We start from the raw sequence: 23,005 nt of genomic DNA, 5'->3' as shown, positions 1-23,005 counted from the left end.
CTGCGCGGATTCTACCACAAATTATATGCTAAGAGCAACAGCCTAATTGAACATAACCTTCATAATAAAAGGAGGAAAATTACATATGAGAAAACGTCCAAAAAGATTGCGAAAAGGGGACACGATTGGAATTATTGCTCCTGCAAGTCCACCTAACCTCGAACAACTTAAACGCTCTCTATCGTTTTTAGAGGAGTTAGGATTATCTTATCAAATGGGGAAAAGTATAGAAAATGTATATGGTTATCTTGCTGGTACAGATGAAGAGCGTTTAGAAGATTTACATGAGATGTTCGCTGACCCGAACATAGCTGGGATTATTTGTGCTGGTGGAGGCTACGGTTCTGGTAGGTATACGGATAAGATAGATTTTCAATTAATGAATGAATGCCCGAAAATTTTCTGGGGCTATTCAGATATTACTTTTTTACATACAGCTATGAATTTATATTCTGATATCATTACTTTCCATGGTCCTATGTTAGCTTCAGATGTAGGAAAAAGCTCGTTTGAAGAGCTATCCAAAAAGATGTTTTTGCAATTGTTTCAACCAATGGAGCTTCACTATACAGAAGCCGTTTCTCCTTTAACACAAGTTTCATCTGGAATTGCAAGAGGTGAGTTGACAGGCGGAAATCTTTCACTCCTTGCAAGTGGAATTGGAACCAAATACGAGGTAGATACAAAAGGGAAGTTGTTATTAATTGAAGATATCGGAGAAGAGCCATACCGAGTAGATGGGATGCTTAATCAACTACGGCATGCAGGGAAATTAGATGCAGCAGCTGGTTTTGTAATTGGTGATTTTCTAGACGCTGATCCTAAAAAACGGAAGGTTTCATTATCATTGGAAGAGGTATTTAACCATTACTTAGGGAATCTAGGAAAGCCCGCTGTAAAAGGTTTTAAAATAGGACATTGTCAACCGCATTTTGCCGTTCCACTTGGAGCAGACGCTCTGTTGGACGCAGATAACTTATCGCTTGTTATTTTACCAGGAGTTGAATAAAGGGGGAAATCCGTTGATAATTCAGTCCATTGAAACATTTGATGTCGCTGTACCACTTACAAAGCCTTTTAAAACCGCACTTCGAACGGTTACAACAGCCTATTCTGTTTACGTAAAGCTAACTACAAAGGAAGGCTCTACAGGGTATGGTGAGGCACCTCCTACGCATGTAATTACCGGAGAGTCCATGGCGAGTATTCGGTATGCGATTAATGAAATTATTGCTCCACAGCTTATAGGGCTTGATGTAATGGACAGTGAGCGCGTTTTCCAAAAATTGAATGCTTCTCTTGTTAGAAATACAAGTGCTAAAGCCGCTGTTGACATGGCCATTTATGATTTAATTGCCCGTCAGTCCGGATATCCTTTGTTTCAATATCTTGGCGGATATCGAGATACGCTAGAAACCGATTTTACAGTGAGTGTAAATGGCCCAGTTGAAATGGCAGATGATGCGGAACGTTATGTCAAAAACGGGTTTCATGTGCTGAAAGTAAAAGTGGGTATAGGCGATATTAAAGAAGATATTGCCCGTATACAGGCAATTCGAGAACGAATAGGAAATAAACCAAAATTAAGGCTTGATGCCAATCAAGGATGGAATGCTAAAGAAGCTGTACGAGCAATTCGAACGATGGAAGATGCAGGGTTCGAGATTCAATTAGTGGAACAACCAGTTCCTGCTCATGATATCGAAGGGTTAAAATATGTCACAGATTGTACAGATACTCCCATTATGGCAGACGAAAGTGTATTTTCTATCCATGATGCAAAACGAGTTTTAGAGATGCGAGCAGCTGATTTGATAAATATTAAACTCATGAAATCAGGTGGTATTTATAATGCTAAAAAGATAAATACGCTGGCAGAAGCAAATGGGGTTGCTTGCATGGTAGGGAGCATGATTGAAACAAAGCTGGGAATTACTGCGGCTGCTCATTTTGCCGCTAGTCAACCAAATATTCGATATTACGATTTTGACGCCCCGCTCATGCTCGTCAGCGATCCTTTGATTGGTGGGGTCATATATGAAGGAAGTAAGATTATGTTTTCAAAAGAACCTGGTCTTGGCATTTTACGTTTGAAAAGAATTGGGGGTTAGTAGATGACAACAAAAGCGAATGAATGGGTGTGTTCGGTAAAAGTTGCAACTGTTTGGACAGAACCGACTTCTATGAGAGAGTTGGATGCACCAGGAGTTGCAAACCCAGTACTGATGGCAGAATGGCTTGAAGCATTGACGTACAATGAACGACTTGCACTATGCAATGAAAATCGTGTACAAACGCAACTCCTTTACGGAGAGCCAGTGCTAGTAGAAGAGATAGAAGGAGAATGGGCAAAAATCATTGCTATGTGGCAACCTTCTAAAAAAGATAGTCGAGGCTATCCTGGGTGGGTCCCTTTAGCACAATTAAAAAAGTCGGAGCAGTTGAACTCTATTGGGGTTGTACGAGTATCTTCTATAAAAGCACAACTATGGGACATGAAAGAGAAGCCTCTGTTAATTGTCCCTTTTAATACGACGCTTCCAGTTATTTCAGAAGAGGCACCGTATTTTAAAGTCCAAACACCTCATGGAGAAGCTTTGTTGCTAAAGAAAGATGCTGACTTTGCAGTATCCACGGAGCAGTATCCCAAACTCCTTGCAGAAGAGGTAGTAGCTTTAGGGGAGCTTTACTTAGATTTGCCGTATTTGTGGGGGGGAATGTCTCCGTACGGATACGATTGCTCTGGATTTTCATACAATATGCTGAAGGCTTGTGGATACTTAATTCCGCGCGATGCAAGTGATCAAGCTCGGAGTGGTGAAGAAGTTTCTATTGGCGATCCATCCTCTTGGAAAAAAGGGGATTTACTGTTTTTTGCAAATGATGAGGGTACTGGACCGGTGCGTCATGTGGGGGTTTATTATGGAAACGGGCAATTATTGCACTCCCCCTCTACAGGGAAAACAGTTGAAATTTTAGTGTTAGAAGGATCTAAGCTGGAAAAGGAAATCTGCGCAGTAAGAAGATATGCCGTTTAGGGGGGATTTACATGACGGAACAAGTTCTTTTGTCCGTACAAGATTTAAAACGCCATTTTGATCTTGGACACGGAAAAACATTAAAAGCCGTAGATGGGATTAGTTTTGATATCGTAAAAGGGGAAACGTTTGGTCTTGTTGGAGAGTCCGGTTGTGGAAAATCTACTGCTGGACGAACGATTTTAGGATTGTACAATAAAACAGAAGGTAATGTTCTGTTTGAAGAAAAAAATGTACATGAAATGAGCGAGAAAGAGCGAAAAGAGTATTTGAAAAAGATGCAAATGATTTTCCAGGACCCATATGCATCATTAAATCCGCGGTCCACTGTGCTTGAAATTATTGCGGAACCAATGGAAGTGCATAAACTGTATAAGTCTAAAGAAGAAGTAAAAACGAGAGTGTACGAGTTGTTAGAAGATGTGGGGCTCAATCGAGATCATGCCAATCGTTATCCACATGAATTTTCAGGTGGTCAAAGACAGCGTATCGGAATTGCTCGAGCACTAGCTCTAGACCCTGAGTTTATTATTGCAGACGAACCAATCTCAGCACTAGATGTTTCCGTTCAAGCACAAGTAGTAAAATTGCTACAGCGATTACAAAAAGAAAAAGGGCTAACGTATTTGTTTATCGCCCATGATTTATCCATGGTGAAATATATTTCCGATCGCATCGGAGTAATGTATTTGGGACATATGGTGGAGCTAACTACGAGCAATCAGTTATATGATAATCCTTTGCATCCGTATACACAGGCATTATTATCAGCAATTCCTATTCCAGATCCCGATATAGAGGAATCACGGGAACGAATACTATTGCAAGGTGAGTTGCCTAGTCCGATAAATCCTCCTTCTGGTTGTGTATTTCGAACACGTTGTGCACATGCAATGGATATTTGTACAGATAAAAAGCCGGTATGGAAGGAACAAGCAACTGGACATTTTGTTGCGTGTCATTTATATAATTAACTGGAAAAGCCGTTGTGCAGAAGCAAAACTCTTTTATTTAAAGAATAAGGAAGTAGATAGATTTTTATTAAATGAACAGGTTGATTCTCGCTACAGGCGGACGCTTTCCAGGGGGCAAGCATCAAGCCGCTTCCCTTGCTCCTGCGCAAGCTCGTCGCAAAAATTAATTTCGCTGCGCTCAGTACAGGGTCTTGATTTGCTTGCTAATCCCCTAGGAGTCGCCGCCTTCCGCTCCAATCAATGAACTGGTGTACTTCCTTTTGCTTATCAAGAAAGTGGAAATAGAGAAAAATAGGTAGTATCGTTTAATAAAGAAGGGGAGAGCGTCCGAAATTGTATCTTCGGACATCTTAAAAAAAGTAAGAAAGTATTTCTTCTTTCATTATCCAAACCAAATGATGCACCATGCCATTTCACAATCCAAGAGGGGGACGGACAAACATTCGCCATAAGATTACCGAAAAAGGAGGAGCTTGATGTGACGTAGTCACATCAAGCTCCTCTAAAAATCCCGCGGTAATAGTATAGCCAATGTTTCGTCCAAAGCACGCTGGAATTGGCGAAAGACAAGGTGTACTTAAAGGGCAGCACATGCTTCTTTTCTTACTTCTAAGCTTTATAACAAATCCAACCACCGAAAAGCGTAGTAGAGAAAAACTTTGCAATGCGTGTAAAACCTGCTTGTTGAAGTAATTGTTCAACCACATCTTCAGGTAAATAAGAAAGGGAAAGGATTTCCTTCTCCATTTCATCAACCTCTTCTACAGATAGTTTCGTCGTGTCTAGCCAGTAACTTTTCCAAAGTATTAATCGTTCTTGAAATTCATCACTGTTAGGATCGCCGTATTTACTTACCATAACAAACGGTGCATCAGGTTTTAAGCGGGTATGAATTTCTTGTAGTGTCTTTAACTTTTCTTCATATGAATGGATAAAATGCAAAACTAAAATACATGTAGCTGCATCAAACTTAGTTACAGTTACGACATTTTCCACAGTACCTTGTAGTAAAACGACGCGTTCGCTTAATCCCATATCCTTACATTTCTCTTTTGCTACCGCTAGCATCATTTCAGACGGATCTACCCCTATAAACGTCCAGTTGGGATTGTTCAAGCCGAAGTTAGTCACTTCATTGCCCCCACCTGCTCCAATAACCAAAATATGTGCATCCTCTGGCGAATTTGCTCGTAAAAATGTTTGGATTAACCGAATCATTGAATCATAAGTAGGTAGAGCTCTTCTAATTCCACTGTCATACTGCTTCGCAAGTGTAGCGTTGAATTCCATTTATATCCCCTCCTACCTGCACTTTATCATAGGAATAAAAATCACATAATGGAATTTATGAAAAATAATTGAAAAAAATAGAACTTTTCTCAACAATAAACGTATAACTTATAGGTCGCATTAGGAAAGGCAGAATACGAAATAGCAATGTGGACGACACATTTATTTAGGGAAGGTGATGTAAATGGAAAAGAAGCCAATCGTTAAGCTTCAAAATTTAACAAAAGTAATAGGCAAAAAGAAACTTATTGACGACCTTAGTTTAGATTTATATGCGGGTCAGATAACAGGATTTCTAGGGCCAAATGGAGCAGGGAAAACAACGACGATCCGAATGATGACAGGTCTTATGAAGCCAACTTCCGGAGAAGTATTTGTGGATGGACAGGCAATCTCTACTCATTTTGAAGAAGCAATCAGTAAAGTAGGGGTGATCGTAGAGAATCCAGAAATGTATAAGTTTATGAGTGGTTACAAAAACTTGTTGCATTTTGCGAGGATGAATAAAGATGTAACAAAAGCGCGAATTGATGAGGTCATTGCGCAAGTAGGTATGCAAAATCGAATTCACGAAAAAGTATGCACGTATTCACTTGGAATGCGCCAACGTTTGGGTCTTGCACAAGCACTTTTAAATCGTCCAAAATTCTTAATACTAGATGAGCCAACGAATGGACTAGACCCAGCAGGTATTAGAGAGTTCCGTATGTACTTACGCAAAATTGCGGAAGAAGAAGGCGTATCTATTTTTGTATCTAGCCATTTATTAGCAGAAATTGAGTTAATGTGTGATAGAATCGCAGTTATTCAAAATGGAAAACTTATATCTATTAGAGAAGTAAAAGAAGAGGAAGAATCACATTACTACATGGAAGTATCTCCAAAAGAGAAAGTAGAGGCGTTCTTGTCTTCCAAAAACATATCTACAGAGGTTTTGGGGAATGGTTTTGTCGTACAGCTTTCATCGGAAGATGTTCCTGTTTTAGTCGGTGAAATGGTAGCGAATAATTTACAATTATTCCAAATTAATCCGCACCGAAAATCGTTGGAAGATCAATTCTTAGAATTAACAGGAGGTGGGCAAATTGCTGAATCTCATAAGAAATGAATGGATGAAATTATGGAGTAAAAAAGCAACTTGGGTAATGGTGGTGTTAATAGTCCTATTAATGATTGGATCAGCTGGTTTGTTTAAATGGATTAAGAGCCCTATAGATGGGAGCCCTTCAGATGATTGGAAAATAGCTTCTCAAGAGCAAGTTAAGCTATTAGAATCACAATTAACCGATCCGAATTTGTCTAAAGAGGAGTCGCAGGATTTAAAAGATTCTATAGCAGTTGAAAAGCATCGTTTAGAGAAGGATATTGCTCCAATTACCTCAGAGAGTGTTAAAGGATTTATCAATGAAATTCCTGGTATGCTTTCCGTAATTACATTATTCACAGTTGTTGTTGCAGGAGGAATCGTTGCTTCAGAGTTTTCTCAAGGGACTATTAAAATGTTATTAACACGACCTGTGAGTAGGGGGAAGATTTTGACTTCGAAGCTGTTGACGGTCGGATTATATGCCGTTGTCATGGCTTCAATTAGTTTATTGGTAGGAATAATTGCTGCATATATTTTCTTTGATTCGTCACCTGGAACAAGTTTAGAAGTGGTGAACGGAAAAGTGGTAGAGGTTTCATTTTGGGGAAGACTACTACTTCTAATGGGACTTTCTCTAGTGAACGTGTTAGTTATTGGGATGTTGGCTTTTATGGTTGGATCTGTATTTCGTTCTAGTTCACTTGCAATAGGAATTTCTATATTTCTTATGTTCGCAGGGGTAAATTTTACGTTTATGCTAGCATTCAAATTCGAATTTGCTAAGTATATATTATTTGCTAACACTAATTTAACGCAATATATAGGGAATGGGCAACCGTTGATTGATGGGATGACGATGTCGTTTTCAATCGCAGTGGTTTCTGTCTACATGCTAGTATTTTTAGTTATTAGTTACTGGTCATTTATGAAACGAGACGTGACTGCGTAAAAATGTTATTGACATATCGCTAATACTTGTAGTATTCTGAAAATAACTTAAGGAAAGGAGTGAGGCATTATGGCTATTGTAAATACTAATCAACGAATCAGTAAGTTCATGATGTCCCACTCCGTATGTCTCTAATTGTAGAACGAATATGCTTTTCATTTGCTTGTATTAGACAATCAAATGTATTTCGCTATACTTTTTGAGATGCTTCTTTACTAATGACCGGGAAACCATGATTGCTGATTCGTGCAGTCATGGTTTTTTTATATGGAAATTAGGAGGAAGTTAAATTGAATTTAATCGAACAATATGGTTGGAATAATAAATGGGAAGAAAAAATGTTGAGTAAAGGGATCGCAGGTCGCGTTTTACTTGAGCATAAAAATTTGTATCGTGTCATGACTAACGAAGGGGAATGGTTATGCTCTCTATCAGGGAAATTCAAGTTTGACCATGGCCGCGAAGCATTTCCGGCAGTTGGAGATTGGGTTGTCCTTGAACAAATGCCGGGAGAAGAAAAAGGAATTATTCAAGACGTGCTTCCACGTAGTTCACAGTTTTCCAGAAAAGCTGCTGGCTTAACAACGGAAATTCAGTTAATCGCAGTTAATGTTGATTATGTATTTCTTGTTATGTCTCTTAATCACGACTTTAATGTACGTAGATTAGAGCGATATTTATTGGCCGCATGGGATTCGGGTGCAACACCAGTTGTTGTTTTGACGAAAAAAGACGCATGTGATGATTTGGCATTTTATATAAATGAAGTAGAATCAATCGCTTTTGGTGTAGATGTATTTGCAGTGAGTAGTGTAACAGGTGAAGGAATCGATCGCCTTGCAAATCTTTTATCTGGCAGTAAAACAGGTGCTCTTCTAGGATCTTCTGGAGTTGGCAAGTCCTCTTTAATTAATGCTTTGTCTGGTGAAGAAGTAATGGTAGTAAACAATATTCGAGAAGATGATAGCAAAGGACGTCATACCACGACGCATAGAGAACTTACTTTATTGCCGGAGGGTGGTTTATTAATTGATACCCCGGGAATGAGAGAATTCCAACTTTGGGATACAAGTGATGGGATTAGCGCTAGCTTCCAAGATATTGAAGAACTTGCGGATGGATGTCGCTTCCGAGATTGCAAACATGAAAAAGAGCCGGGATGCGCAATTCAAGAAGCTATTTATACAGGTGCATTGAAACAAGAGCGTTATAAAAGTTATGTGAAGTTGATGAGAGAGCTTGCACATATTGAACGAAAAAATGATCTAGTTGCCAAAAAAGCGGAAGTGAATAAGTGGAAACAACTAACGAAAATACACAGGAAGAAAAAATAAATGTATTAATATACAAATGAAAAAGTTTTTGGAATATAAGTTGGAATATTGATACACCCTTAAACTACTAACTGTTCTGGTTAGTAGTTTTTATGTGCCTTCCTAAGAAAATCATATCAATTGCACATGGATTATTTTCTCGATATAATATAGTCAAAGTTAGTCAAAGTCAGTTTGCTAAAGAGGTGAGAAGATGAAAAATATATCTGACATTATTGAAGGTTATTTGAAGTCGATTATCGAAGAAGAGAGTAAGGGGCAAATTGAAATTAAAAGAAGTGAAATTGCTGAAAAATTTCAATGTGTTCCATCTCAAATAAACTATGTTATTAACACACGGTTTACCCAAGATCGCGGTTACTTAGTGGAAAGTAAACGTGGTGGTGGTGGATATATTCGAATCCTCCGCGTTCGGGCGCATACGAAAGCAGAATTGATTGAGCATATAATACAAAGACTAGAAAATGGTGCAGCTGAATCAGTTACGGAAGACATTGTGTTCCGACTGCTGGAGGAAGAAGTGATTACAACAAGAGAAGCGAAGCTCATTTTAGCGGCGCTTAATCGAACAACACTTGCTATTCCACTACCAGCAAGGGATGAAATACGTGCGCGTATATTATGTGCCATGTTATTAACATTAAAATATCAAAAAAGTTAAAAATGAGCGGGGTGTGTTGAAAAGTGATTTGTGAAAATTGTAAGCAGAGACCGGCAAAAGTGACGGTTACACAAGTGCATAACGGTGAACACTTTGAACGACATTATTGTGAGGTCTGTGCAAATAGTCTCCACCCGTTTTATGTAGAGTATAAACAAGATCCATTATCTCTTCATCAACTACTATCCAATTGGTTTAACCATGCAGATCAGCAGCCAATGCAGCAAAGGCAAAAAAAGCCTCCATTAGAGTGTGAAGAATGTGGTTGGTCCATACAACGTTTTCTAGATGAAGGGAAATTCGGCTGTGCTTCTTGTTACGATAGTTTTCGACAACAACTACCGAATGTATTTAAACGTTTGCATAATGGAAATACAACCCATATTGGGAAAGCGCCGGGTGCAATTGGTGAAAAGATAGCATTGAAAAAACGTATTGAAGCCATTCGTTCTCAAATGAAAGAGGCTGTTGAAACCGAACAATTTGAAGATGCTGCAAGACTAAGAGATGAAGCAAGGGATCTGGAAAGTCAGCTTGTCACGGGAGGTGACGAAACGAATGTCGATTGAACGCTTTTTAGATAATTCTATTTCTAGTTGGATGGTTGGAAATGGAGAGCATTCAGATATAGTCATGAGTACAAGAATTCGATTAGCTAGAAACTTAAATGGGTATCGATTTCCACTTGCATTTACAGAAGATGAAGCGCATAAAATTGACCAATCCGTTTCCGCTACACTGGTGGATGCCGATGAAGAATTACAGATGAACTTTTCTTCTATACAAATTAAAGATGTGTCGGAACTAAATCGACAAGTGCTAGTGGAAAAGCATTTAATTAGTCCAAAACTTGCTAACTCGCCGATGACTGGATCTGTTTTATTATCCGAAGATGAATCTGTAAGTGTAATGGTAAATGAGGAAGATCATATTCGTATTCAATGCCTTTTCCCTGGCCTTCAAATTCAACAAGCATATGCACAAGCTGACACAATAGATCGATTATTAGAAAAAGAATTGCCGTATGCCTTTGATGAGCAATTCGGATATTTAACGAGTTGTCCGACAAACACCGGAACTGGCTTACGTGCATCCGTAATGATGCATTTACCGGCATTAACTAAGACAAAGCAAATCAACCGAATTGTAACAATCATTTCTAGATTAGGGATGGTTGTAAGAGGGATATATGGAGAAGGTAGTGAAGCGCTCGGAAATGTATATCAAGTGTCTAATCAAACGACACTTGGTAAGACAGAAGAAGATATACTTGCCGATCTTCAAAGTATTACAGAACAAATTATCCAAAAAGAAAGAGAAGCGCGAGATGCACTCTTAAAGCACTCAGCCAATACACTAGAGGATCGGTTGTATCGATCTTTAGGGACGTTGTCATATGCTCGTATAATGACAACCGAAGAGGCTGCTAGATGCTTGTCGGATGTTCGTTTAGGTATAGACATGGGACTCATTAAAGATGTAGATGTGACCATTTTGAACGAATGCATGGTGTTTATGCAACCAGGGTTTCTGCAAATGTATGCTGGAACGACGTTAAATACTTCGGAACGAGATATGTTTCGAGCGAAGTTGTTAAGGGAACGGTTGCAAAAGGGAGAAAAACCGAAAACAAAAGGAGAGGGTATTGCATGATGTTTAATCGATTCACACAAAGATCTCAAAAAGTATTACAACTAGCACAAGAAGAAGCTATACGTTTAAAGCACGAATCAATTGGTACAGAACATATATTACTAGGGTTAATTCGAGAAGGTAGCGGTATTGCAGCGAAAGCTTTAGAAGCAATTGAAGTAGATCCGAAAGTGATTGAAACAGGAATCGAGGAGTTAGTAGGAACTGGAGCAGAAGAAGTTGGTCCAATCGTTCACTACACTCCTCGCGCGAAAAAGGTAATTGAACTCTCTGTAGATGAGTCTCGAAAACTAGGGCATTCTTACATTGGTACGGAGCATCTATTACTAGCTCTAATCCGAGAAGGTGAAGGTGTGGCTGCTAGAGTTTTGAATAATGCAGGTGTTAGCTTAAACAAAGCGCGTCAGCAAGTACTTCAATTACTTGGAAGCACAGATCAATCTCACGGTAATGGTAACAACAGTGCTGCTCCTGCAAGCACTCCGACTTTAGATGGTTTAGCACGTGATTTAACACAAATTGCAAGAGAAGGTACACTTGATCCAGTCATAGGTCGTAGCAAGGAGATTACCCGTGTTATTGAAATTTTGGCACGTCGCACAAAAAATAATCCTGTTTTAATCGGAGAACCTGGTGTTGGTAAAACCGCAATTGCGGAAGGACTTGCACAGCAAATTGTACAAAACGAAGTACCAGAAATTTTGCGTGATAAACGTGTTATGACACTTGATATGGGGACAGTTGTTGCTGGAACGAAATATCGTGGAGAATTTGAGGATCGTTTGAAAAAAGTAATGGATGAAATTCGTCAAGCTGGAAATGTTATTTTATTCATTGATGAACTTCATACACTTATTGGAGCAGGAGGAGCAGAAGGAGCAATTGATGCTTCCAATATTTTAAAACCTGCATTAGCACGTGGAGAAATTCAATGTATCGGTGCGACAACATTAGATGAGTATCGTAAATATATCGAAAAAGATGCTGCACTTGAACGTCGATTCCAACCAATTCAAGTGGATGAACCATCTGTAGATGAAGCTATTCAAATTATTTACGGCTTACGTGATCGTTACGAAGCACATCACCGTGTGAAAATTACAGATGAAGCGGTAGAAGCTGCTGTTAAGATGTCCAATCGTTATATTTCGGATCGCTTCTTACCAGATAAAGCGATCGATTTAATTGATGAAGCTGGATCAAAGGTTCGACTACGCTCTTACACAACGCCACCCAATTTAAAAGAATTAGAAGCGAAATTAGAAGCGGTTCGTTCGGAGAAAAATGCCGCTGTTCAAAGTCAGGAATTTGAAAAAGCTGCATCTTTCCGTGACAAAGAGCAAAAGCTTAAAGAAGAGCTAGAAAAAATGAAAAACAACTGGAAAGAAAAACAAGGAAAAGAAGAATCAGAAGTAACAGTTGAAGATATTGCCTCTGTTGTTTCTATGTGGACTGGAGTGCCGGTCTCTAGACTTGCTCAAACAGAATCTGAGAAGTTATTGAAGTTAGAGGACAAATTACATGAAAGAGTAATTGGTCAAAAAGAGGCTGTAGATGCGATTTCTCGTGCAATTCGTCGCGCACGTGCCGGTCTAAAAGATCCTAAGCGTCCAATTGGTTCATTTATTTTCTTAGGACCTACTGGTGTTGGTAAAACGGAACTTGCTCGTGCATTAGCTGAAGTTATGTTTGGTGACGAAGATGCAATGATTCGTGTAGACATGTCTGAGTACATGGAAAAACATTCAACTTCACGTCTTGTGGGCTCTCCTCCAGGATACGTTGGATTTGAGGATGGTGGACAATTAACGGAAAAAGTGCGTCGTAAACCTTACTCTGTTATCCTGCTTGATGAAATTGAAAAAGCGCATCCAGATGTGTTTAATATTCTTCTTCAAGTATTAGAGGATGGCCGCCTAACAGATTCTAAAGGACGTACAGTCGATTTTCGTAATACAGTTGTCATCATGACATCCAATGTAGGAGCAGATGCGCTTAAATTCAATAAATATGTTGGATTTAATCTACAAGAGGGTGGGAAAACAGATTACAAAGATATGAAAGGTAAAATGCTAGAAGAATTGAAAAAAGCATTCCGCCCAGAATTCTTAAACCGTTTAGATGAGATGATTGTGTTCCATTCTCTAGAAAGAGAACATTTAAAAGAAATCGTTACTCTTATGATTGAGCAGTTAGCTAAACGCCTGAAAGAACAAGGTATAGATTTGGAGTTAACAGAAGCGGCTCAAGAAAAAATTACAACGGAAGGATACGATCCTGTGTATGGTGCACGTCCGTTACGTCGAGCATTGCAAAAACATGTAGAAGATCGTCTTTCTGAAGAATTATTAAAAGGTGAAGTATTAAATGGTCAGCACGTCGTATTTGATGTAGAAAACGATGAATTCGTTGTTCGTACAACAGCTGCAGTGACAGAAAACTAATATAGCGGGCATTCCGAACTTTACATGCGGAATGCCCTTTTTATACATAGGAGGATGAAATGGCGAAGAAGAAAACGAAATTTATGTGTAATTCATGTGGATACGAGGCAGCTAAATGGATGGGAAGATGTCCAGGGTGCGGTGATTGGAATACGATGGTAGAAGAGACGGAGATCGTGTCAAAAGGACCAAAACGATCATTTCAGCATTCTACAGGAGTAGCTCAGAAAGCAACGCCAATAACGGCGATTGAATCAGTAGATGCGCCGCGAGTAGCAACAGATCTTGTTGAGTTAAATCGTGTACTCGGTGGAGGAATTGTACCGGGGTCACTTGTGCTAATAGGTGGAGATCCGGGTATAGGAAAGTCGACTTTACTATTACAGGTTTCGGCGCTACTTGCAAACAAAGGGGAACGTGTTTTATACATTTCCGGTGAAGAGTCGATTAGACAAACGAAGCTTCGTGCGGAGCGCTTAGGTGTTATTTCGTCTGAGCTTTATATTTATGCAGAAACAAATCTTGAATTAATTAATGAAACAATTGAGAGTGTGGAGCCGCGATTTGTCATTGTTGACTCAATCCAAACAGTACATCACCCAGAAGTGACGAGTGCACCAGGAAGTGTCTCTCAAGTTCGTGAAAGTACAGCTGAACTAATGCGTATTGCTAAAACGAAGAACATTGCAATCTTTTTAGTGGGACACGTAACTAAAGAGGGGCAAATTGCTGGGCCTCGTATATTAGAACATATGGTGGATACTGTTCTATATTTTGAAGGGGAGCGACACCATACGTATAGAATTTTACGTTCACAAAAAAATAGATTTGGGTCTACAAATGAAATTGCTATATTTGAAATGGTTCAGCAAGGACTAAAGGAAGTATTAAATCCTTCTGAATTATTTTTGCAGGAACGGTCACACGGGGCAGCTGGTTCAGCTATCGTTGCTTCTATGGAGGGGACTAGGCCGATTTTAGTGGAAATCCAAGCACTCGTGACACAATCTAGTTTTAATTATCCTAAACGGATGGCTACCGGAATCGATCAAAATCGCGTATCTTTACTGATGGCAGTGTTGGAAAAACGTATGGGATTATTACTTCAAACGCAAGATGCTTATATAAAAGTTGCTGGTGGAGTCAAATTAGACGAACCTGCCATCGATTTAGCCGTCCTAGTAAGTATCGTTTCTAGTTTTCGAGATACAGGAGTAACGCCTACAGATTGTTTTATTGGAGAAATAGGGTTAACTGGAGAAGTGAGAAGAGTATCGAGAATCGAACAACGTGTACAAGAAGCAGCGAAATTAGGGTTTAAAAGAGCAATTATTCCAGCTTCAAATATGGGCGGCTGGGATTATCCAAAAGGAATTCAAGTCGTGGGCATAGAATCAGTAAATGAAGCAATGAAAGAGGCCTTTTCCTAACAGGGAGCTGATGGGGCTCCCTATCAACATAATAGACTTAATATGGAATTTGGAAGTATAATGAATTTTAGACGGAGGTGGAATATTTTGATGAAATGGATTATTCAAATTGCGTTTGTTTTAATAGGTGGTACATTGGGATTATTATTCTTACCGGCCTTATACGAATTCATTAATTTATCTGAAATCCCTTGGATGAACAATCCATATGTATCAGTTGTAATTGGGGCAATTTTGCTTTATGTTGCGGCATTATTTTTAACAGATTACTTGATGAATTTTATCAAATGGATGGAAGAGCGTCTTTTAAAAGCGCCAATTGGTGACTTGCTTTTTGGAACGCTCGGACTTGTCATTGGATTAATCGTTGCATTTTTACTTGGATCAGCGGTAAATAGTATTGAAATTCCTGTTGTACGCTCTGTTATCCCGGTACTTTTATCTATTATTCTTGGTTATTTAGGTTTCCAAGTAGGATTTAAAAAAAGGGACGAGTTACTTCATGTATTTACACCTTCAAAACAACAAACGAATAAGAAAAAAACAATCGATGAAGATGAAAAAGGCTTAACAATGGGCACTTATAAATTACTGGATACAAGTGTAATTATTGACGGCCGTATTTCAGATATTTCGGAAACAGGATTTATAGAAGGTGTATTGGTAGTCCCTCAGTTTGTACTTACAGAATTACAGCATATTGCGGATTCCTCAGATACACTTAAACGGACAAGAGGACGCCGTGGTTTAGATGTATTAAAAAAATTACAGACAGAGCGAGCTTCAGCGGTGTTAATCGTGGAAGAGGATTTTGAAGATATTCAAGAAGTAGATTTAAAACTTGTACGATTAGCTAAGAATATGAATGGGATTGTAGTTACAAACGACTTTAATCTAAATAAAGTATGTGATTTGCACAAAGTACGTGTTCTCAATATTAATGACTTGGCGAATGCAGTAAAGCCTGTCGTTATTCCCGGGGAAATAATGCATGTCGTGGTTATTAAAGATGGGAAAGAATATAATCAAGGTGTTGCTTACTTAGATGATGGTACGATGATTGTTGTAGAAGGCGGTAAATCATATATGGGACAAGCAATCAATGTAGAAGTGACTAGTGTATTGCAAACTTCTGCGGGGCGTATGATTTTTGCAAAACCACAAGAATCGAAATAAGGAAGAAGGGTTGTTTCCTAAGGTAATGTAGGAATACGCCCTTTTTCTATGTGATGTAGGGGGAAACGAAGTGACATATACAGTGTTATTACCTGCTGCTGGTAGCGGGAAACGAATGGGGGCTGGACAGAACAAGCTCTTTATTCAATTAAAGGATATCCCTGTTTTAATTCATACTTTACGCGTATTTGAGCAAGATCCTAGATGTGCCGAAATTGTATTAGCAGTGAAAAAAGAGGAACAAGTATTTATTGAAAACTTGCTTATAGAGTATCGTATTACTAAAGTTGCTGCTATTACAGAAGGTGGAGCAGAACGGCAGCATAGTGTGTATGCATGCTTAAAAGCTTCTCTATCTAAAGGAATTGTACTTGTGCATGATGCTGCAAGACCCTTTATTAAACAAGAAGTAATTCATCAGCTTGTGCAAACGGCGGAGAAATTTGGAGCTGCGGTAGCTGCAGTGCGGGCGAAGGATACGATGAAAAAAGTGGAAGATGGTATAATTCAAGAAACAGTCGATCGAGAAAGCCTTTGGATTATCCAAACACCCCAAGCATTTCAGTATGATTTGCTAGAAAAAGCGGAAAGACTAGCAGAAGAGGAACTTTTCTTAGGTACCGATGAAGCGATGCTTGTGGAAAGATTAGGTGAGCAAGTTCGTATTGTGGAAAGTACATATGATAATGTGAAAATGACAACAAAGGAAGATCTTCTATTTGGAGAGATACTATTAAATAAACGTGAACAGGAGAAACGATAAAATGATGCGAATTGGGCAAGGTTTTGATGTACATGAATTTGCGGATAATCGACCGTTAATTATAGGGGGAATCACGATTCCTTATGAAAGAGGACTTATTGGGCATTCGGATGCAGATGTGTTACTTCATACAATTACAGACGCGGCTCTGGGGGCGATTGGAGAAGGGGATATAGGGAGACACTTTCCTGATACAGATCCTGATTTTAAAGATGCAGATTCAGCGAAGTTACTGGACCATATTTGGAAACTAGTAGATGCTCGTGGATATAAATTAGGAAACATAGATTGTACAATTATTGCACAAAAGCCCAAAATGGCTCCTTACATTGAAGCAATTCGTACGCGCGTTGCCGAACTACTTCAAGCGGATGTATCGCAAGTGAATGTAAAAGCAACTACAACAGAAAAGCTAGGATTTACTGGTCGTGAAGAAGGAATTGCTTCTATGGCAACGATTCTTCTTTTGAAAAAAGACTAACTTTAAAAAACACAGTAGCAGTGGTAAAATAAATAAAGTTTATCCCACATTATTGGATGGTGGCCTTCCATTAGTGGGAAGTAATAACGATTTAATTAATTATACATGGGAGAAATTCCTTCATATTGAAATTGTATTTGATACGCACGAAAACTAGGAGGATTTACAATGACACAAGAAGTTCGCGTACGCTACGCACCAAGTCCAACAGGTAATTTGCATATCGGAGGAGCACGCACAGCATTATTTAACTATTTATATGCTCGTCATCATAACGGGAAATTTATCGTTCGTATTGAAGATACAGATATTGAACGTAATATCGAAGGTGGCGAATTATCGCAGCTTGAAAACCTACAATGGTTAGGGATCGACTATGATGAGTCTGTTGATATTGGTGGACCTTATGCACCTTACCGTCAAATGGAGCGTCTAGATATATATACAAAACATGCAGAAGAGATGTTAGAAAAAGGACATGCTTATAAATGTTTCTGTACATCGGAAGAGTTAGAAGCAGATCGTGAAGTTCAAAAAGAAAGCGGAGTAGCTGCTCCAATGTACAATGGTAAGTGCAGAAACTTATCTCCAGAAGAAGTGCAAGCAAAAGAAGCTGCGGGAACAGCTTATACGATTCGTATGCGTGTACCAGAAAATGTAACATATACATTTGAAGATTTAGTTCGTGGTACAGTGACGTTTGAATCGAAAGATGTTGGCGATTGGGTTCTTGTCAAAGCAAATGGGATTCCAACGTATAACTACGCAGTAGTACTAGATGATTATTTTATGAAGATATCACATGTATTCCGTGGAGAAGAACATTTATCTAATACACCAAAACAATTGATGGTATTTGATGCATTTGGATGGGAATATCCGAAATATGGTCATATGACGCTAATTATTAACGAAAGTCGTAAAAAGCTTTCCAAACGTGATGAGTCGATTATTCAGTTTGTCACGCAATATAAAGATCTTGGGTATTTACCAGAAGCAATGTTTAACTTCTTTGCACTTTTAGGATGGTCTCCTGAAGGGGAAGAGGAAATCTTCTCGAAAGAGGAGTTCATCAAAATCTTTGATGTTAACCGTCTATCCAAATCACCATCTATGTTTGATAAACAAAAATTAACATGGATGAATAACCAATATATTAAGCAACTTCCACTAGAAAAAGTAGTAGAGCTTGCGCTGCCACATTTACAAAAAGAAGGACTTCTACCTATGGAATTATCGGAAGAACAACAAACTTGGACTACAAACCTGATTGCTCTTTATCATGATCAAATGAGTTTTGGAGCAGAAATCGTTGAATTATCTTCCTTATTCTTTAACGATGAACTTGCATATAATGAAGAAGCATCAGAAGTGTTGGCGGGGGAGCAGGTTTCGGAAGTTATGGTAGCTTTTAAAGCACAATTAGAAAGTCTAGTAACTTTTGAAGCAACAGAAATAAAATCTTCCATTAAAGCGGTACAAAAAGAAACGGGTCATAAAGGAAAAAATCTATTTATGCCAATTCGTGTGGTTACAACTGGTCAAACACATGGTCCTGAATTAGCAGATGCTATCAGCTTAATCGGTAAAGAAAAAGTAATTGCTCGCGTCGCTAAATACGCAAAACAATAAGATTGACTTTCCGCTTGTAAGGTGTGAAAATGAGGGTACAAATTCCGAACGGAAATAATAGAAAAGCTAAGACGAGGAGAAGTAAGTAACGCATGTTCTTTAGAGAGGACCATCACCGGCTGAAAGTGGTCTGAGCCAATGAGTTACTGAAATGCACCTCAGAGTGCCATGCCGAACTTTATAGTAGGCTGGACGTATCATCTGCGTTAAAGATGCTAAGTGGGAAAGATATTTCTATGTTTCCAATCAGAGTGGAACCGCGCCTATTTGCGTCTCTGTCTATATTTATAGACAGAGACTTTTTTTGTTCAAAAAAAAAGGGGGAAATGCCATGTTTGCGCGTTTGAAAGAAGATATAGCTGTTGTTTTTGAACAAGATCCCGCAGCTACTAGTAAACTCGAAGTCATTTTAACTTACGCAGGCTTACATGCAATTTGGAATCATCGAGTTGCTCATGCTTTTTATAAGAAGAAGTTCTTTTTCCTTGCACGTGCAATCTCGCAAATAAGCCGATTTTTTACTGGCATCGAAATTCACCCAGGAGCAACAATTGGCCGACGTTTTTTTATCGACCATGGTTCAGGTGTAGTCATTGGAGAAACATGTGAAATTGGAGACGACTGTACCATTTACCAAGGCGTCACACTAGGCGGGACAGGGAAAGAGAAGGGTAAAAGACATCCAACCCTTGGAAATAATGTGCTTGTTGCAACAGGAGCGAAAGTATTAGGATCCATTACAATTGGGGAAAATAGCAAGGTAGGTGCAGGTTCGGTTGTATTAAAAGATGTACCGTTTAATTCTACTGTTGTTGGCATACCTGGCGTAGTAGTAATTCAAGATGGTGTGAAAGTAAAAAGAAATCTGGATCATCAAGATTTGCCAGATCCATTTGCCGATCGATGTAAAGAGATGGAAGCTAAAATTGCAGAGCTTGAACAGGAAGTTGATCGTTTAACAAATGAAAAGGAGAGACAAATGTCATGACAATTCAAATATTTAATACATTAAAACGTGAAAAAGAACCATTTATACCAATGGAAGAAGGAAAGGTAAAGATGTATGTGTGTGGACCAACAGTCTACAATTACATTCACATAGGGAATGCTCGTCCTGTAATTGTCTACGATACTGTACGAAAATATCTGCAGTACCGAGGATATGAAGTGACGTATGTATCGAATTTCACGGATGTTGATGACAAAATCATTAAGGCTGCAAATGAGTTAGGGGAAGACGTATCTGAACTAACAGCTCGTTTTATAGAAGCATATTTTGCTGATGTGGAAGCCTTAGGATGCAGTAAGGCTGATTCGCATCCACGTGTAACAGATCACATGAATGAAATAATTGAATTTATCGAAGCGTTAGAAGAAAAAGGATATGCCTATGAGTCTCAAGGAGATGTATATTATCGCACAAGAAAGTTTGATGGATATGGCAAATTATCGCACCAATCGGTAGATGATTTAAAAGTGGGGGCTCGTATTGAAACTGGTGTTAAGAAAGAGGATGCATTAGATTTTGCTCTTTGGAAAGCGGCGAAACCAGGAGAGATTTTCTGGGAAAGTCCATGGGGTCAAGGACGTCCGGGCTGGCATATAGAATGCTCTGTTATGGCACGTGAAATACTGGGTGATACGATTGATATCCACGCAGGTGGACAGGATTTAACTTTCCCACACCATGAAAATGAAATTGCACAATCGGAAGCAAGAACAGGCAAAACCTTTGCGAGATATTGGATGCACAATGGTTATATTAATATAGATAATGAAAAAATGTCCAAATCACTTGGTAATTTCGTGTTAGTTAATGATATTCGTAAGCAAATTGACCCACAAGTATTGCGTCTATTTATGCTTAGCGTACATTACCGTAATCCAATTAACTACTCTCAGGATTTAGTAGAGCAAGCGGAGGCAGGACTTGAGCGAATTCGTACTGCATACGCAAATGTCTTGCACCGCTTGGATGCAACGGCAGATTTAGGGGATCATCATGATGTATGGTTGCATAAAATCCAAGAGGTTAAAGTACAATTTGAAACAGCAATGGATGATGACTTCAATACAGCGAACGGAATTGCGGCAGTTTTTGAATTATCAAAGCTTGCAAATACGTATTTACTTGAAAAGCAAACATCTGAACAAGTGTTGAAACAATTCATCACTATTTTTGATGAGCTAACAGCTGTTTTAGGTCTATCTCTTGCGAAAGAAAAAGAAGTATTGGATGAGGAAATTGATGCGCTTATAGACGAACGTAATCAAGCGAGAAAGGATCGTAACTTTGCTCGTGCTGATGAAATAAGAGATCAATTAAAAGCTATGAACATTATTTTAGAAGATACTGCGCAAGGTATCCGATGGAAAAGAGGATAAACTTGTGGGAAACTTTAAGTTGTCAGACGTAAAACAATTAAATTCATTAGCTTTAGCCTATATGGGAGATGCTGTATTCGAACAAGTCGTTCGAGAGCATCTCATCCGATCTGGGCGAGTTAAACCGAATATTTTGCATAGAGAAGGTACAAAATATGTATCTGCAAAAGCACAAGCAACAATTGTACGTGAAATGTTGAATACGCAGTTTTTAACAGAAGAAGAGGAAGCCGTGCTGAGAAGAGGTCGAAATGCAAAGTCTGGTACAGTTCCGAAAAATACAGATGTCCAAACATATCATTATAGTACAGCGTTTGAGGCGGTTATTGGAAGCTTATACTTGAGTGAGCAGAAAGAACGTTTGCAAGAAGTACTTCAGTTTGCAATTCAGTATATTGATGAACAGAAAGAGGAGAAAAAGTAGATGGCAGAGCAAACAGAACAAACAGGAGAAATTATTGCGGGGAAAAATCCCGTAGTAGAGGCGTTACGTTCAGGAAGAGATATGAACAAAGTTTGGATTGCGGAAGGCGTTCAAAAAAGTGGTGTTTCTGAAATAATTCAATTAGCAAAAGATGCAGGAATTATTGTTCAATTTGTACCGAAAAAGAAATTGGACGGCTTAACGGACGCAAACCATCAAGGAATTGTCGCTTCTGTCGCTGCGTATCGCTATGCAGAACTAGATGATTTATTTAATTTAGCAGCTAGTAAGCAAGAGGACCCTCTTTTTATAATTTTAGATGAAATTGAAGATCCGCATAATCTTGGGTCTATCATGCGAACGGCGGATGCAGTAGGAGCGCACGGAATTATTATTCCAAAAAGACGGGCAGTTGGGTTAACCGCGGTTGTTGCAAAGGCATCAACAGGGGCGATTGAACACATTCCTGTATATCGTGCAGGAAACTTGTCGCAAACTGTAGATGAGCTAAAAGATCGTGGTGTTTGGATAGCTGGAACAGATGCATCAAAATCTACCGATTATCGAAATATGGATGCAACACTACCACTGGCTCTCATTATTGGTAGTGAAGGAAAAGGTATGAGTCGTCTATTAAAAGAAAAATGTGACTTTCTTTACCATTTGCCAATGGTTGGGCATGTAACTAGCTTGAATGCGTCTGTAGCTGCGTCCATACTTTTATATGAAGTATTGCGCGTAAGAAAACCGCTTAAAGGATAAGAAGATGCAGATTCTACTTGTCGATGGATATAATATCATCGGCGCATGGAGCGAGTTAAGGAAATTAAAAAGTGATAAATTACTAGACGCTAGAGACCGACTAATTGAGCTAATGGCAGAATATAAAGCATTTACAGGTATTCGAGTGATTGTTGTTTTTGATGCACATTTAGTGCCCGGTATAGAAAATAAAAAGAAACAAAATGATGTCGAAATAATTTATACGAGAGAAAATGAAACTGCTGATGAACGAATTGAAAAGCTAACGCTAGAATTAAGTAATAGAAGAACACAAATTTACGTAGCAACATCCGATATGACGGAGCAAAGAGTTATATTTGGGCAAGGAGCTCTAAGAAAATCTGCAAGAGAACTTGAAATTGAAATGTTTTCTATCTCATCGAATATTACGAAAAAAGTTAAGCATATACAAGAGAATAAGCCAACTTCGACCATCCCATTATCTGACGAAATTGCAGAAATTTTCGAAAAATGGCGAAGAGGAATGAAATGATTCATTGA

22 protein-coding genes and 1 other annotated feature are annotated in these 23,005 nt (G+C 38.9%); of the genes, 21 read left to right on the top strand and 1 reads right to left on the bottom strand.

Going from position 1 to position 23,005, the window contains the following annotated elements; all coding sequences use genetic code 11:
- Positions 1-85 precede the first annotated feature (85 nt).
- Genes MHH81_RS19815 through MHH81_RS19800 form a run of 4 tightly spaced genes read left to right on the top strand, consistent with a single transcriptional unit; the run spans position 86 to position 4,012 of the window.
- The gene (locus MHH81_RS19815) at positions 86-1,009 is read left to right on the top strand and encodes a S66 peptidase family protein (protein WP_340924730.1); all 924 of its coding nucleotides are present in this window, start codon (positions 86-88) and stop codon (positions 1,007-1,009) included.
- A 13-nt stretch (positions 1,010-1,022) separates the two neighbouring features.
- On the top strand, positions 1,023-2,111 hold the full coding sequence (locus MHH81_RS19810) for a dipeptide epimerase (protein ID WP_340924727.1): 1,089 nt from the start codon (positions 1,023-1,025) through the stop codon (positions 2,109-2,111).
- Positions 2,112-2,114: 3 nt separating this feature from the next.
- Positions 2,115-3,038 carry a C40 family peptidase gene (locus MHH81_RS19805; RefSeq protein WP_340924725.1) on the top strand — a complete coding sequence of 308 codons (924 nt, stop codon included), beginning with the start codon at positions 2,115-2,117 and terminating at the stop codon, positions 3,036-3,038.
- Between the two features lie 11 nt (positions 3,039-3,049).
- Positions 3,050-4,012, top strand: coding sequence for an ABC transporter ATP-binding protein (locus MHH81_RS19800; protein WP_340924722.1), 963 nt, complete (start codon positions 3,050-3,052; stop codon positions 4,010-4,012).
- 609 nt (positions 4,013-4,621) lie between these two features.
- Here the strand turns inward: MHH81_RS19800 and MHH81_RS19795 are convergent.
- Positions 4,622-5,302, bottom strand: a complete 681-nt coding sequence (locus MHH81_RS19795) for a class I SAM-dependent methyltransferase (protein WP_340924719.1) — start codon at positions 5,300-5,302, stop codon at positions 4,622-4,624.
- A gap of 184 nt (positions 5,303-5,486) precedes the next feature.
- Here MHH81_RS19795 and MHH81_RS19790 point away from each other — a divergent pair, with 184 nt between their 5' ends.
- The 17 genes from MHH81_RS19790 to MHH81_RS19710 all read left to right on the top strand — a co-directional run bounded on the left by MHH81_RS19790 (position 5,487) and on the right by MHH81_RS19710 (position 22,997).
- Complete coding sequence (locus MHH81_RS19790; RefSeq protein WP_340924716.1) at positions 5,487-6,410, top strand: ABC transporter ATP-binding protein; 924 nt, start codon at positions 5,487-5,489, stop codon at positions 6,408-6,410.
- Entirely contained in the window at positions 6,388-7,338 is a 951-nt protein-coding gene (locus MHH81_RS19785) for an ABC transporter permease (RefSeq protein ID WP_340924712.1), read from the top strand. Before MHH81_RS19790 ends, MHH81_RS19785 begins: the two co-directional genes overlap by 23 nt.
- Positions 7,339-7,628: 290 nt before the next feature.
- Entirely contained in the window at positions 7,629-8,672 is a 1,044-nt protein-coding gene (gene rsgA, locus MHH81_RS19780; protein WP_340924710.1) for a ribosome small subunit-dependent GTPase A, read from the top strand.
- A gap of 193 nt (positions 8,673-8,865) precedes the next feature.
- Positions 8,866-9,333, top strand: a complete 468-nt coding sequence (locus MHH81_RS19775) for a CtsR family transcriptional regulator (protein WP_340924707.1) — start codon at positions 8,866-8,868, stop codon at positions 9,331-9,333.
- 23 nt (positions 9,334-9,356) lie between these two features.
- Positions 9,357-9,902, top strand: a complete 546-nt coding sequence (locus MHH81_RS19770; protein ID WP_340924704.1) for a UvrB/UvrC motif-containing protein — start codon at positions 9,357-9,359, stop codon at positions 9,900-9,902.
- Positions 9,892-10,986, top strand: a complete 1,095-nt coding sequence (locus MHH81_RS19765) for a protein arginine kinase (protein WP_340924701.1) — start codon at positions 9,892-9,894, stop codon at positions 10,984-10,986. Before MHH81_RS19770 ends, MHH81_RS19765 begins: the two co-directional genes overlap by 11 nt.
- Positions 10,983-13,430, top strand: coding sequence for an ATP-dependent Clp protease ATP-binding subunit (locus MHH81_RS19760; RefSeq protein WP_340924699.1), 2,448 nt, complete (start codon positions 10,983-10,985; stop codon positions 13,428-13,430). Before MHH81_RS19765 ends, MHH81_RS19760 begins: the two co-directional genes overlap by 4 nt.
- A gap of 59 nt (positions 13,431-13,489) precedes the next feature.
- Positions 13,490-14,860, top strand: coding sequence for a DNA repair protein RadA (gene radA, locus MHH81_RS19755; RefSeq protein ID WP_340924697.1), 1,371 nt, complete (start codon positions 13,490-13,492; stop codon positions 14,858-14,860).
- An 87-nt stretch (positions 14,861-14,947) separates the two neighbouring features.
- Complete coding sequence (locus MHH81_RS19750; protein WP_340924694.1) at positions 14,948-16,036, top strand: PIN/TRAM domain-containing protein; 1,089 nt, start codon at positions 14,948-14,950, stop codon at positions 16,034-16,036.
- Positions 16,037-16,106: 70 nt separating this feature from the next.
- Positions 16,107-16,799: a 2-C-methyl-D-erythritol 4-phosphate cytidylyltransferase gene (gene ispD / locus MHH81_RS19745; protein ID WP_340924692.1), complete on the top strand. Its 693-nt coding sequence runs from the start codon at positions 16,107-16,109 to the stop codon at positions 16,797-16,799.
- Between the two features lies 1 nt (position 16,800).
- Positions 16,801-17,280: a 2-C-methyl-D-erythritol 2,4-cyclodiphosphate synthase gene (ispF, locus tag MHH81_RS19740; RefSeq protein ID WP_340924691.1), complete on the top strand. Its 480-nt coding sequence runs from the start codon at positions 16,801-16,803 to the stop codon at positions 17,278-17,280.
- A 168-nt stretch (positions 17,281-17,448) separates the two neighbouring features.
- The gene (gene gltX, locus MHH81_RS19735; RefSeq protein WP_340924690.1) at positions 17,449-18,912 is read left to right on the top strand and encodes a glutamate--tRNA ligase; all 1,464 of its coding nucleotides are present in this window, start codon (positions 17,449-17,451) and stop codon (positions 18,910-18,912) included.
- Positions 18,913-18,971: 59 nt separating this feature from the next.
- Positions 18,972-19,192, top strand: a binding site (T-box leader).
- A 51-nt stretch (positions 19,193-19,243) separates the two neighbouring features.
- On the top strand, positions 19,244-19,900 hold the full coding sequence (gene cysE / locus MHH81_RS19730) for a serine O-acetyltransferase (protein WP_340924689.1): 657 nt from the start codon (positions 19,244-19,246) through the stop codon (positions 19,898-19,900).
- A complete protein-coding gene (gene cysS / locus MHH81_RS19725) occupies positions 19,897-21,297 on the top strand; it encodes a cysteine--tRNA ligase (protein WP_340924688.1) in 1,401 nt (466 codons plus the stop codon). Before cysE ends, cysS begins: the two co-directional genes overlap by 4 nt.
- 4 nt (positions 21,298-21,301) lie before the next feature.
- Positions 21,302-21,721 (top strand): Mini-ribonuclease 3, encoded by a 420-nt coding sequence (locus tag MHH81_RS19720; protein WP_445678114.1) that lies wholly within the window; start codon positions 21,302-21,304, stop codon positions 21,719-21,721.
- The gene (gene rlmB / locus MHH81_RS19715; RefSeq protein ID WP_340924687.1) at positions 21,722-22,483 is read left to right on the top strand and encodes a 23S rRNA (guanosine(2251)-2'-O)-methyltransferase RlmB; all 762 of its coding nucleotides are present in this window, start codon (positions 21,722-21,724) and stop codon (positions 22,481-22,483) included.
- Between the two features lie 4 nt (positions 22,484-22,487).
- Complete coding sequence (locus MHH81_RS19710) at positions 22,488-22,997, top strand: NYN domain-containing protein (RefSeq protein WP_340924686.1); 510 nt, start codon at positions 22,488-22,490, stop codon at positions 22,995-22,997.
- The last annotated feature ends 8 nt before the right edge of the window (positions 22,998-23,005 follow it).

The organism is Psychrobacillus sp. FSL H8-0484, from assembly GCF_038005325.1.
Classification (GTDB): Bacteria; Bacillota; Bacilli; order Bacillales_A; family Planococcaceae; genus Psychrobacillus.
This window is presented reverse-complemented; position numbering and strand designations above follow the sequence as displayed.

Excerpts from the sequence above, each read along its gene's own strand:
- MHH81_RS19790 (WP_340924716.1), top strand. The coding sequence starts at position 5,487 with ATGGAAAAGAAGCCAATCGTTAAGCTTCAAAATTTAACAAAAGTAATA.
- MHH81_RS19795 (WP_340924719.1), bottom strand. The coding sequence starts at position 5,302 with ATGGAATTCAACGCTACACTTGCGAAGCAGTATGACAGTGGAATTAGA.
- radA (WP_340924697.1), top strand. The coding sequence starts at position 13,490 with ATGGCGAAGAAGAAAACGAAATTTATGTGTAATTCATGTGGATACGAG.
- MHH81_RS19775 (WP_340924707.1), top strand. The coding sequence starts at position 8,866 with ATGAAAAATATATCTGACATTATTGAAGGTTATTTGAAGTCGATTATC.
- cysS (WP_340924688.1), top strand. The coding sequence starts at position 19,897 with ATGACAATTCAAATATTTAATACATTAAAACGTGAAAAAGAACCATTT.
- MHH81_RS19800 (WP_340924722.1), top strand. The coding sequence starts at position 3,050 with ATGACGGAACAAGTTCTTTTGTCCGTACAAGATTTAAAACGCCATTTT.
- cysE (WP_340924689.1), top strand. The coding sequence starts at position 19,244 with ATGTTTGCGCGTTTGAAAGAAGATATAGCTGTTGTTTTTGAACAAGAT.
- MHH81_RS19710 (WP_340924686.1), top strand. The coding sequence starts at position 22,488 with ATGCAGATTCTACTTGTCGATGGATATAATATCATCGGCGCATGGAGC.
- MHH81_RS19815 (WP_340924730.1), top strand. The coding sequence starts at position 86 with ATGAGAAAACGTCCAAAAAGATTGCGAAAAGGGGACACGATTGGAATT.
- MHH81_RS19760 (WP_340924699.1), top strand. The coding sequence starts at position 10,983 with ATGATGTTTAATCGATTCACACAAAGATCTCAAAAAGTATTACAACTA.
- ispF (WP_340924691.1), top strand. The coding sequence starts at position 16,801 with ATGATGCGAATTGGGCAAGGTTTTGATGTACATGAATTTGCGGATAAT.
- rlmB (WP_340924687.1), top strand. The coding sequence starts at position 21,722 with ATGGCAGAGCAAACAGAACAAACAGGAGAAATTATTGCGGGGAAAAAT.
- MHH81_RS19765 (WP_340924701.1), top strand. The coding sequence starts at position 9,892 with ATGTCGATTGAACGCTTTTTAGATAATTCTATTTCTAGTTGGATGGTT.
- MHH81_RS19805 (WP_340924725.1), top strand. The coding sequence starts at position 2,115 with ATGACAACAAAAGCGAATGAATGGGTGTGTTCGGTAAAAGTTGCAACT.
- gltX (WP_340924690.1), top strand. The coding sequence starts at position 17,449 with ATGACACAAGAAGTTCGCGTACGCTACGCACCAAGTCCAACAGGTAAT.